The following is an 11,108-nucleotide window of genomic DNA, read 5'->3' on the forward strand; positions in this document are numbered from 1 at the left end:
TGCAAGCCGTGGCTGTATACGCATGTTGCCTGACGATATTGAATCAATTTTTGACCGCATACCGGCGGGCACCCAGGTCAATATCATCAACCAACCTATTAAAATCGGTTGGGACAACGGACAGCCGCTGGTACAGGCATTACCTCCTTTAGGGGTGGAGGATCACACCATGACCGCTATATCAGATGCCATTTCACGCCTTGAGCAACGCAATGTAGATGGCGTTAGCTTCGATTACGAACAGCTTAGCGATTTACTAGCATTATCCAACGGGCTTATCGAACCTCTGTATCCGAAGCCGGAACCGAGTAATAAAGAAGACGACAATATCAACAGTGTTTATGAAGAACTGACACTTCATTCGTCGTGAATGTCGATAAAGACAAGGCAGAGCGTTTTTTCAGCCCTTTGGAGAACAACGGCTTGGCTACCGTCAAACCCTTAATATTCGTCGTGTGTTGTTGATTGAGCTCTTCCATCACTAGCGTAGAAAGAGCTAATGCGATCATCACAACGTTGGTAGCATCCACTTTCGGTAGCACTGAAGTGTGACGAAGAGGATCTATTCTAAGCCCCTTCCACTGGCTGGCAGGGGCTTTTTCTATACCTAGGCAAAGTGATAAATATTATTTCCCTATTAAGATTCATTTATTCCAGTGTTTGTTTAGTGGCTGATGCTCTGGGTTCGCCTTATCAATTGCAGCACCGATAGCAGCATAGGCGTGTTGGTACGTCTTATAGTTTTTCTGATTGCTGTAATACACGTTAAAATCAACAAGGCTTCGCACCACTGCCAGCAGGGTTTCTGGCTCACCATCACGAGTGATAACGTCAATAGCGTCGGTCACAGATTCATCGTAAACGCGCATAGCTATCTCGGCGTGAAACGCCTCTGCGTCGTGTTTAATCTTTGCCAAGTTCATTCTCCTTATGCGTTGCTTATCAATGTACTTTCAAAGCCCTCTAACAGCCTGGTGGTTCTACGCGCTGCCGCAATAACACCAGCTGATGTCAGCCCTGTCCAATGGATGTGCCCAGTTTTTTTCTATTGTTGTTTCGCCTGCTTGCGTAAGAGGTCGCCGACATCGAGCCAGCCGTAAGCTCGGAATATATCGGCTACGCCCATGGATTTGCTGTTCTCACAGGACAACAGTAAAAGGTGATGGCCATCCTGCCGCGGCGGGGGTGCTGAACAGATGGCGAATGGGATCTGCGCAGCCTCCATCCGCTTCATAAACGCTTCGTTCATTGTGTGGTGCTCTGGCTCGCAAAAGATGTCGAAGGCGCTGAGAATAACTTGGGCGACCTCGGTGTTCAGTTCATGCCTGGTCAAGGGAGCTTTTATGCGCAGCTCAGGATCGAAGAAGCCAGCAATCAGACAAGCTGCAGCGAAGTGATGGGCGCCACCCTGGTTGTTTAGATGGCCGCCAACTGAAACCTTCTACTGACTCTTCAGCGCCAGAACCGCCATGGAAGCGGAGTTCATGCCAGTTGAGCAAAGGTTCGATGCTGGCACGGTTGTTGTGAACCAATTCGCGACATTCGCCGATAGCATAGGAGTCGAGAGTGGCGTAGCCGACGAGATCGACTTTCCCAGACGCCAGGGAGATGATGTCTCTGATCGAGCAGCTGAAGTTGTCATCGTAGGTGGTCGATGTGAGTCCAGCGGCCGCTGGATAAGGCAGGCGCTGACATTGCAGCCCCGTTCGCCCTGGTCGCCAGTAGGCAATATCACCCCCTAAGCAAAGCGGCCATCGGTGCCATTGGATGATGCCGAGTTCGCTGGTGCTAGCGGCTGGGAGCGTTACCTGGGCTGCTAAGTGCGAAAATTCAATAGCGTGCTGCACGACTGCTGGGCTGGCCCAGCAAGCATGGCGCAGCCAGCGGATCAGTAATGTGGTTGCCAGCATAATATGTCCCCCCAAAGCCTAAACGTTACGGTCACCCTCGGCTCTATCTTGGAGTGATATTCTGATTTTATTCTGGAGCCCAGGTGATAATGTCACGGCGTCAACAAAGGCTTGTGAGATTCGATCGGCCCACTACCCCGCAAATTATCGGCATTTTGGCCCTTTTCTTGATTGGCACTGCACTAATCACCGGGATGATTCTTCGACAGGCCACTGCATTTTCCTCTGGTGTCTTGCACGCTAAGGAAGGCCGGTATTCGCTCGTGCTTGAGGTGGTATCTACCTCGCGCCAGCGTCGCAACGGCCTAATGGAGCGTGACTCACTGGCTCCCGATGCTGGCATGCTCTTCGTCTATGATGAGGAGCAGACAGCCGATCATGCTTTCTGGATGTACCAAACTCGTATACCGCTTGATATTGCCTTCCTCGACCATGTCGGAGAGATCCAATCAATCACCAGCATGGACCCCTGCACGACCGAAAAAGGAGCCTGTCCGCGTTATCCAGCTGGCACGAGCTTCTGGATGGCCCTGGAGGTAAATGCCGGCTACTTCAATGAGCATGTATAGCCGCTGGAGATCGCCTTGAGATCGACCCTTTACAGCACCACCCCCCTCTTAAAACCTGTTTTACTGTAGGAGTGAGAGAGAAGCACGTTAATGAGCACACCCGTTTTTTCACCTCAATCGGGGCCAATCTAGTTGGCGGAACAACTGCTCCTGTACTGTCAGCCATGCCACCTTTAAGCAGTTTCTACCTCAGCTGTCATTGACGCGTGTAGCGTTACGCGCTACACTTCGAGGGCGTTTCACAACAAGGGAGCAAAGCAATGCGATGATACAGAAGATCAAACACAAAGGGCTTAAACGTCTTTATGAGAAGGGAGAATCCCAAGGAGTACAACCAAACCATGTAGACGATTTAAGAGGCATACTTGCTGCACTGGACGCAGCCACTAAGCCAAACGATATGAATTTGCCAGGATTTGATTTTCATAGTTTGAAGGGTGATAGAAAAGGCTTTTTTTCGGTGCATGTAAACGGTAATTGGGTAGTGATATTTACGTTTGATGGGGAAGATGTACACCTTGTTGACTATTTAGACTACCACTAACCCCGGCGTTCCTTGATAACCGGCTCGGTACGGTTATCAAGGGCCACCGAGAAAGATGGCCTCGCAGACGTAGCCATGAATGCAACACCTCAAATATGCGATACACAATTTGTGTAGAGAGAGAGAACTGAAACATGACCATGATGAACCCGCCGCACCCAGGTAGCTTATTGCGCCGTCGGATCGTGCCAGCGCTGGGGCTGAACGTCACTGAATTTTCCAAAAAGTTAGGCATGTCTCGTGCAGCAGTTTCACGCGTATTACATGAGCATGCCGCTATTTCCCCCGATTTGGCCGTTAAGTTAGAGCATGGCGGAATTGGCAATGCCAAGCACTGGCTAACGATGCAGGCAAACTATGAGCTATGGCACGCCGAGCATAAAGAACAGAACCATATTGAAAGATTTGCAGCTGTTTGAATTAGTAAGATATTAATTCGGAAAAACCCAACGTACCGCGACGTTGGGTTTTTTGTATCCAATTAGCCTCGCTAATTGAGACGCAAAAACCCGGCTTATTGCCGGGTATCAAGGTTTAAATATTGGCCATTATGAAAAATCTGCTTACCCATTCATGCGAACGTAGCAGGTAATAGCACCTAATTAGAGGTCGTCTTCTTCCTCTACATATTTGGGCACGCAGTCATGACAAAGGAATAATTGGCGTTCCTGGCCGAACACCACAGCTGTTATATTGTGAACTGCTTCTCGCGCACATGGCGTCTCATCATCCTTCATGCCTTCGCACTCAATCACGGTGCTACCTCATCGGTTTTTTGTCTGACTAGGATTAACCAGCAGCTTCGCTAAAAGCCCTACTCCTATTAAAACACTAGGCCTGCATTTCGACACCCGTCGACATAGGTGTTATCTATATTCTTTTAACAGGTTAAAAAAACGTCGTATAGGGCCGGACTTTTGGTGTTTGATGTTGTGTCATGCCATCTGGATGTAGAGAAACCCGGCTGGCAATTCTTCGCAGCGTGTTACTTCTTATTCACGCGGTGGTAAATTTCTTCCTCTAAGACGAGCTTAAACGCCTCTCCTTCTGCTTCAAATTCATCCCACAAGCATTCTGGCAGCGATGCAGCGTCCAGATCGAGTTGGCCCGGCTGAGCGCCGTATTCTATTTCATTGACGATATGGGGTTCGCGCTGGATAAATAACGTGGCCATAGTGTTGAGCTTTTCGTCTTCACGCTCTTTCTGGTAGAGCCTAATTTCATCTAGCGCCGGGCCTTCTGGCCAGGACTCTTTTCCTTCCATTCGACGTTTTGCCGTGTCAATCAGCTCGCCGAAAGCGCCCAAAGCCCCTGCTGCTGAACGATGCCCGTACTCATCGGCCGCCAAGATCAAGTCTTGCTCTTTATAATCGCGCACAGCCACGCGAAAACGAACGCCATCACAATGCAAGACCGAGTAAGGCATGACACTGCTTTCGGCATCAATCCACTCGGCAATACCTCGTATAGTAGTTTCACGGTCAAAAATGCGGCGTGGGTAATCGTCCCAGCCATCGATAGCGTCGAGAATCATGCTTCCCCCTGTGGGCGCTTATTAAGTTTATTAAGATAATTTCAAGTGGTTTTTCTATATTCATCTTGGTGGGTAGTTAAAGTACTGCCAACCATACATGTGAAATTCGGTGAATTATAAACAGGCTATACGTTGGATTCCGGTGCAACATTCCCCCTATAGCTGCCTTTTACTACCCAGTCAAAGCGTACTACATCAATTAGACTTGTCCTGGCCAAGGTTCACCTTCGGCCGAGTACCCATTACAGATAAGAAACAGCTTTGGTTGGCACGGGCACAGTAAAGGTCTACTACTGCAAGTGGACTTGTACCGACCAAGGTTCTCCCTATTCCGGGTGCCCATTCGGCATAGGAAACAGCCTAGATTGACACGAGTACAGTAGAAGCCTATTATTTAAGACAAGAATAACCCCCACGCCTCACAGGATTCGTTCTGACTGCGCACCAGGGGGTTAGTTTTTTTAGTGGTAAAAGAATGTATGGGGCTACAACTGCAACCACAACTAAACTTCACAAAACCCGCAAAATCCTCTCACGCCCATCTTCGCCACCTTCGCGCCAAGGGTCTCATCACCAAAGGTCAGCAATCACAAGCACTTAATGCCCTTCAGTTTGTCGGGTATTACCGGCTGCTCATTTATACGCGGCCGCTGCAGGATGATCAAAAACGTTTTTATCCGGGTGTAAGGTTTGACGATATTCTTGCGCTTTACGAGTTCGATCGTAGTCTTCGGCTAGTGCTCCTTGACGCTATTGAACAAGTAGAAGTCGCGTTTAGATCCGCCATAGTTAACGCTATGGCCAATGACAAAGACTGCGGCCCCCACTTCTATCTCAAAACCAAACATTTCAAGGACATGGAAGCGCACCGCAATTTCATGAAGAACGTCTTGGGATTGAGACTTACCAACCCCATTAAGCACTATTACCACACTTACCATACGCCGCCTTATCCGCCGATCTGGACAATCTTGGAGGAGTTAAGCATTGGCCAAATGTCGCGGTTGCTTGCCAGTCTTGATCGCGAACATCGGAGGCGAGTGGCTACACAGTTTGGCTACGATGAAAAGGTCATTGTGTCGTGGCTCAAAAGCACAACCATGCTGCGTAATAATTGTGCCCACCATAGCAGGGTCTGGAATAATAATGTCGGCGCTGACAGCCCTCAAAGCGCGAATGCTATCCACTCCGAGTTTCCAGGCAACCCTGATCAAGGATTTTTCTTTTCCCGGACCGTCGCGCTCCAAGCACTTTTGAAAGCGATCGATCCATCAACAACTTGGCAGGATCGCTTCAAGACAGTTATGAGAACATTGCCAGTTGCGACGCTCTCAAAAGCCGGCATCACACCTCAGTCAATAGGGATTCCCTTTCAGTGGGAAACACGACCGTTCTGGAACTGAATACAACCCGAAGCTAATTTTCAGAGAGTATCCTGAAACATCTTATTATCCAGGGAAAGGTACGATGTTACGCTGCCTGGGAGTTGCAGAATACGAGGCCTTGGCGAAAGTAGCCGATCGTTTGCGCCTCACTTGGATCGAAGTCCCTGATGAAATCGAGGATAGTTGGGTAAGGCTGAATCGCCAAACGGTTGCCTATCTAAGTGAGTTAGGTGCCACATCCAACTGATTAAGTTTAAACAGTTGCTTGTAATAGGCTCTACCAATGGTCACTAACATTAATGAGTATGAGGCAGAGACTGCCTTTGAACGTTTTGCCCTTGACCGGTATTTACCCCTGACAGCCCAGGCATCAGGAAGCTACATCGATATACGTCCCCTCATTGACGGAGGAAAAAACGTTATACAGAACGGGGCGAGCCACATTCAAGCCAATCGGGAGGACAACCTACGTGCAGCTTTCTTGCCATTGGCGTTTGGAGCAGCCTGGAAGGTGCTCGATCTTACGATCGAGCTTGCGCTGGCGAAACAAGGTATAAAACCCCAGCGGGAAGCCAAGCTCTGGCCAATTAAGGAAAAGGCTCGTATCGCAATGAGCGAGACGCTGAATGGCGCGATCCTAACCGAGGAAACCTGCACCTGGGTGGGAATTCTGACTTGTTACGTGTCTACAATAGAGTATCGCCATAGCCTGATTCATCGACAAGCTCAGTTTGTGGAAATCCCCCTCACCTTATCGGGCCATGGTAGAGACGGTATGCCACTTCCACCGCTAGATGAAGCTACGCTTAGAGCCTTAATCGCGTTGTCACAACTCGTTGGGGAAGGAATCATCAGCAACGGGCTGAATCGCCGTCGTCTCGACAACGTGAATTTTCTCTTGAATAGATTATCGTGCTTTGGGGTTAACTCAGTACCGCAAGGCGTCAGGATGAAGCCTATCGAATATTATTGGATGAAACTTCGTCCAGACCCTCATGGCCAATGGGTGGCCCCCTTCTCGATCGTTCATGAGCAGATGCGATGCAGAAGACAGTTAGGACACATTGACGTTCGCATCGACTTACCGGGAGAAAGCGGTCGCCAGCTTGTCGGTCAGTGCGAGGATCTACCGGACTGGGATGTCACAATCGATTTCAACCAACCCCCAAGCTATCTAGCTTATCAGTAATGCAGCCTAGCCAAGATATATAAAAGAGAAGTGTTGAAATAGACATTGTACTCAGGCGGGCGCCGCAGGGACCGAGCCATGGCTGAACCTTGCGATTACCGATCGCGAGACATTGAAGCGATACCTTCGGGCGCTCGCCCTGGGGGCTCTCAACGCCTGTGTAATTGATCCTGCTAACGATAGCTCGACACAAGATCAAGGCAGCCATATCCTGCGGATCCTACCTCCCCTCAACTGACCGAGATTGTCGTTTGGGTATTATTTTTTCCGATATTAACTTTCCAGATGTCACCTATGCCCCTATCTTATTGGCGAGGCCGTTCATTGAACGGTATGGGAAACGGAAATTGCTAATCACGGTAACCTCTTAGGTTGGTTGTCAGGTTGTTTCGACAAGGCCCGCGGGCTTTTCGGCTATCACGCGAGGGCGCTTACGTCAGCAGACCTGATCACCTCCTCGAGGCATCCCTGTGGCTTTTTGCTCCAGGTGAAGCTGTCATGCACAGCAAATCTGCAGCCTTCGGCTGATCAGATTCACGTTTTACCTTCAAGCCCCTTCTAGTTCGCTATTTGGGGCTTTCTCATTCTGTGTCATAACCGGCCCTATCTCCTTTGAACCAGCCATTCATGAGCAGGGGACAACAGGGGGGAATCACTTGCAGCAAAGTGGTGGTCCAGGCCGGCGAGGCGCTGGTGACAAACTACCTAGATACCCCCCTTTACTCGGTCGTCCGTGATTTATGAGGCGTGCGTTCGCCTGCCATGGAATAACGCGCACCCTAAGTACCCCGAGCGAGAAACCCTTCTGTGATATGTCGCTGCAGCTCAGGCTTTAGTGATCGATACTCAGCAGCATATCAATCGCCAGACTTCATGAAAGCGATCCCGCTCCGCGGCCTCTGAGTACTCGATGAGGATTCACCTCGAGGGACGATTTCGCCAGCAAGCACCAAGCAGAATGAGAAATCCAATGATCACTAGCATCGAATATACAAGTCGACGTGACATCGAGCGCCGATACTGTAGTCCTGTCCATTCGTGGGGTTGATGAGCGTTCAACTCGCTTGGCAAAGGGGGAGGCTGATGTCCTCTTAATGCAGTTCGATGATGTTGTTCCCGGTGAGGGCTTCGGCTGCGAAGAGCCCATGACGCTTGAGGATGCTTGGAGGATTTCAGGCTGGATTCGGCAGTGGACCAGCGATCGACGATCAGTAAAAATTGTCGTTCACTGCACTGTCGGTGTGAGCCAGTGTGCTGTAGTGGATCTCTGGGCTGGCGCCTCAATCAATCGGCCTGCTCAAGGGGTCGAGGAGGATGGCAGGGATGCGAATCCACACGTTCGGTCAATGCTCGACCGCACGGCAGCGTAAACAGTGCGTATTGCCCATGAGTTATACTGTAGCCTATCGACTGGTTGCGGCCATCCAGCACTTCCTCACTCCAAGTGTCACTCTGCGTCCTACCATTGATGAGACCTGCACTGGGTAGGAATAACTAAGGAGATCGTATGAATGAGGTCGAGGGCTGCTTCAAGGGCTACATGATCAACAGCAGCATGGATGGAATTAGGAATCACTGAGCGAATTTTTTATCGGGTTGTACCATATCGACGGTGGAACAGCCTTTGATTCCTGCATTCAGTGGGATAACCGCTCCCCCCTTGTTGCATGTTTATCAGGACGCTTGGAAAGTTCCAGGTTTTCGATTTAAATAAAGTCTATTTGTAAGCACTGCTGTTACATAAAATGATGCTAAACGTTACGAAGAGCTCACACCTATTCCTGCTTACTTCAGTTTTCGGCCAAAAGCGGTCTTTCAGTACTCGCGCATATATGTCTAACCCCTTTTTACTGCTCCATATCAATACCACTGAGCTAGCCAAGACCATATGTGGGTAAAGCGGCAGCTTATAGCCATTGTGCGTGTCTCTATGTTGCCCTGTGCTGTAGACACCTATTTCCTAGATCCTATTTAATTCCAGTGAACGGGCATTGTCTGGCTCAGGTCTTAGTTGGATACTGGCGGCGCCTTGAGCACTGCGACCCAACTAAACAGAGGTTTCATTACTCCAGAAACTTGTGGAGTTTTTTTGCAGCTTCTTGGGCAATTTCCTCATGGCAAGGTAGTCGACTCGGGAAATCCGACGATTTCCGCAGCTAACGATCGCATTTTCTCCAAACTGTCATCGTTGCACTCACCATACCCAGGATCGTCTTTTCTTTTATCCAGTACAGCGGTGATAGATTCATGAATAATGAGATAGCTGCACATTGAGAGACCCGGCCATAAAAATCCGCTTACATCCCAGGCGTCTGCTTTACTCTTTTCAAGTTCCGACAATGGCTGTGACTCAGCGTCTGTTAAGCCTTTATCGAGTGCTGAGCAGAATTGAGATATCTCCGCCTCGGAAAATTCATTTACTACTTGCTCTTCATCTCCAAGTCCTTCGCACCCGTACTCAGGGTCCGAAAAGAGCTTGATCGTTTCCTCAACGGGCACTTGTCGTTCATCCGCAAGCACCCCCAATCTCTTGGCATGAGCCTCGAAGCGCATTTTTTTCTGGCGCCGTTCAGCCTCCCTCGCCTGTGATGCCGCTCGTTCTGCCTGATTCCGCTGTTCTTCTGCGTGTTTGAGTTGTTGCTCTTGCTGTTTCCGCTGTTCTTCTTCCCGCCTTTCTGCCAATCCTTGCCCGAATTTTTCTTCCCAAACGCGAGCATACCCCTGATCCGGTGAGGGAAGATTCGCCACGCCGGGCACATTCATGCGCATCGTTGACTCATCCGTGCCACCGCGAATACTGAACGAAGTGGTGAGCGGTACATGGCCATCGCGGCATGGCGGTGTTAGGTGGTATATAAGCGATGATGTCTCTTCGAAGGGCTCAAAGTCTTCTGTTACCGGGATGCAGATAGCTTTCACGCTACCCGGGAAGCTTGATCTGGCTAAATTGAAATCGAATGGGAGAGCGACCAATTGTCGGTTCTCGTTGAGTGCAGCAAAGGCAAAGGAGCGAATATCTCGACCCATAAGCCATTCTCGATAACAGCCGTGATTCTCCAATATGTGCCACCCGCTTACCGAGTAGTTCTGCATTAGGCCGTTGTATGTCTCGTAAACCACGGCCAACACCCTGGGCCCACCGCTATGACAAACATGCAGCGTCGACTGGGCAGCCGCCGGTGATGAGAGGGACAGGAAGATGAATCCGAATATAGAGGCAATAATGGAAAGCTGAGATTTCATGTAAAGCCTCGCATTATGAAGTTTGCGAATCGAGATATTGAAATGTGATCAATGCAGTATAGGTAGGTAGGCCTCTCAAGGTTCGGCCATGGCGAGCTTTTTACCAAAATGATGAAACCGGATTACCTCTATTTCCTGAAGCCGTGGATTCACATCTACAAGCGCTTGGTACGTCCCGTACCGTTAAAGCTTAGGTAAGCGAAATTGATCTAGATGCATCCATCTATGGCACGCACACGATGCGTCACACCAAAGCATCGTTGATATATCGCCGCACTAAAAACTTGAGAGCGGTGCAATGTTTCCTGGAACACACGAAGCTGGAAAGTACCGTCAGATATCTTGGGTTAGAGGTAGATAATGCTTTGGAAATGGAAGAGCAAACGGAAGTTGGATGTGCTCAAACGACGGTCTAGGCGGGACTGTTGTTACCGGCCAGGAGCGGTCTTTTAGTCGACACTGATATAGCGCGAAAACGAAGCGGCGCTTCTCACGCGTCCGCCATATGTAGTGGTCAAGTAAAACTGGCCACCGCTTTATAGTTAACCCAGTACTTTTCCTCTGCCTGGTTCGGACTCATACCACCGTTATGCTGGTGAGGCCTAAGCTGGCTGTAATACCCGATTAAATAGTTCACGATATGATGCTGCCCCTGCAAGAATGAGCGATAGCCATACGTTGGCACCCATTCAACCTTTAAGCTCCTGAAGAAACGCTCCATTGGCGCATTATCC

Annotated in this window: 13 protein-coding genes; 7 read left to right on the top strand and 6 right to left on the bottom strand. The window is 49.6% G+C overall.

Annotated features, from left to right (window positions below; genetic code table 11):
- Positions 1-370, top strand: a 370-nt coding sequence (locus CXF87_RS10565) for a L,D-transpeptidase family protein (RefSeq protein ID WP_232774887.1), incomplete at its 5' end; no start/stop codon positions are given.
- A 274-nt stretch (positions 371-644) separates the two neighbouring features.
- Here the strand turns inward: CXF87_RS10565 and CXF87_RS10570 are convergent.
- From CXF87_RS10570 to CXF87_RS21605, 3 genes are all read right to left on the bottom strand, one after another.
- Complete coding sequence (locus CXF87_RS10570) at positions 645-917, bottom strand: hypothetical protein (RefSeq protein ID WP_127062892.1); 273 nt, start codon at positions 915-917, stop codon at positions 645-647.
- A 128-nt stretch (positions 918-1,045) separates the two neighbouring features.
- Entirely contained in the window at positions 1,046-1,378 is a 333-nt protein-coding gene (locus tag CXF87_RS10575) for a hypothetical protein (protein WP_332870637.1), read from the bottom strand.
- Positions 1,353-1,910 carry a hypothetical protein gene (locus tag CXF87_RS21605; RefSeq protein WP_157826499.1) on the bottom strand — a complete coding sequence of 186 codons (558 nt, stop codon included), beginning with the start codon at positions 1,908-1,910 and terminating at the stop codon, positions 1,353-1,355. The genes CXF87_RS10575 and CXF87_RS21605 overlap by 26 nt, the downstream gene beginning before the upstream one ends.
- Before the next feature lie 113 nt (positions 1,911-2,023).
- On the opposite strand from CXF87_RS21605, the gene CXF87_RS10585 reads away from it, so the two are divergent.
- The 3 genes from CXF87_RS10585 to CXF87_RS10595 all read left to right on the top strand — a co-directional run bounded on the left by CXF87_RS10585 (position 2,024) and on the right by CXF87_RS10595 (position 3,442).
- Positions 2,024-2,479 (top strand): DUF192 domain-containing protein, encoded by a 456-nt coding sequence (locus CXF87_RS10585; protein ID WP_157826500.1) that lies wholly within the window; start codon positions 2,024-2,026, stop codon positions 2,477-2,479.
- Positions 2,480-2,744: 265 nt separating this feature from the next.
- Complete coding sequence (locus CXF87_RS10590; RefSeq protein WP_101146622.1) at positions 2,745-3,023, top strand: type II toxin-antitoxin system RelE/ParE family toxin; 279 nt, start codon at positions 2,745-2,747, stop codon at positions 3,021-3,023.
- 134 nt (positions 3,024-3,157) lie between these two features.
- Positions 3,158-3,442, top strand: a complete 285-nt coding sequence (locus CXF87_RS10595) for a HigA family addiction module antitoxin (RefSeq protein WP_198556051.1) — start codon at positions 3,158-3,160, stop codon at positions 3,440-3,442.
- A gap of 566 nt (positions 3,443-4,008) precedes the next feature.
- On the opposite strand, the gene CXF87_RS10600 is transcribed toward CXF87_RS10595, so the two are convergent.
- Positions 4,009-4,557 (bottom strand): hypothetical protein, encoded by a 549-nt coding sequence (locus tag CXF87_RS10600; protein WP_101146623.1) that lies wholly within the window; start codon positions 4,555-4,557, stop codon positions 4,009-4,011.
- 479 nt (positions 4,558-5,036) lie between these two features.
- Here CXF87_RS10600 and CXF87_RS10605 point away from each other — a divergent pair, with 479 nt between their 5' ends.
- From CXF87_RS10605 to CXF87_RS10610, 3 genes are all read left to right on the top strand, one after another.
- Entirely contained in the window at positions 5,037-5,960 is a 924-nt protein-coding gene (locus tag CXF87_RS10605; RefSeq protein ID WP_101146624.1) for an Abi family protein, read from the top strand.
- Between the two features lie 64 nt (positions 5,961-6,024).
- Positions 6,025-6,189: a hypothetical protein gene (locus tag CXF87_RS21610; RefSeq protein WP_157826501.1), complete on the top strand. Its 165-nt coding sequence runs from the start codon at positions 6,025-6,027 to the stop codon at positions 6,187-6,189.
- A gap of 36 nt (positions 6,190-6,225) precedes the next feature.
- Entirely contained in the window at positions 6,226-7,131 is a 906-nt protein-coding gene (locus tag CXF87_RS10610) for a hypothetical protein (RefSeq protein WP_101146625.1), read from the top strand.
- Between the two features lie 2,112 nt (positions 7,132-9,243).
- On the opposite strand, the gene CXF87_RS10620 is transcribed toward CXF87_RS10610, so the two are convergent.
- Both CXF87_RS10620 and CXF87_RS10630 read right to left on the bottom strand, forming a co-directional pair.
- Complete coding sequence (locus CXF87_RS10620; protein WP_101146627.1) at positions 9,244-10,374, bottom strand: hypothetical protein; 1,131 nt, start codon at positions 10,372-10,374, stop codon at positions 9,244-9,246.
- A gap of 514 nt (positions 10,375-10,888) precedes the next feature.
- Positions 10,889-11,108: integrase core domain-containing protein (locus CXF87_RS10630; protein ID WP_157826502.1), on the bottom strand; the 220-nt coding region annotated here is incomplete at its 5' end.

Source organism: Halomonas sp. MES3-P3E (assembly GCF_002836035.1).
GTDB lineage: Bacteria > Pseudomonadota > Gammaproteobacteria > Pseudomonadales > Halomonadaceae > Vreelandella > Vreelandella arctica.

Coding starts and splice junctions, on each gene's coding strand:
- CXF87_RS21605 (WP_157826499.1), bottom strand. CDS start 1,910: ATGCTGGCAACCACATTACTGATCCGCTGGCTGCGCCATGCTTGCTGG.
- CXF87_RS10590 (WP_101146622.1), top strand. CDS start 2,745: ATGATACAGAAGATCAAACACAAAGGGCTTAAACGTCTTTATGAGAAG.
- CXF87_RS10595 (WP_198556051.1), top strand. CDS start 3,158: ATGACCATGATGAACCCGCCGCACCCAGGTAGCTTATTGCGCCGTCGG.
- CXF87_RS10600 (WP_101146623.1), bottom strand. CDS start 4,557: ATGATTCTCGACGCTATCGATGGCTGGGACGATTACCCACGCCGCATT.
- CXF87_RS10605 (WP_101146624.1), top strand. CDS start 5,037: ATGGGGCTACAACTGCAACCACAACTAAACTTCACAAAACCCGCAAAA.
- CXF87_RS21610 (WP_157826501.1), top strand. CDS start 6,025: ATGTTACGCTGCCTGGGAGTTGCAGAATACGAGGCCTTGGCGAAAGTA.
- CXF87_RS10610 (WP_101146625.1), top strand. CDS start 6,226: ATGGTCACTAACATTAATGAGTATGAGGCAGAGACTGCCTTTGAACGT.
- CXF87_RS10620 (WP_101146627.1), bottom strand. CDS start 10,374: ATGAAATCTCAGCTTTCCATTATTGCCTCTATATTCGGATTCATCTTC.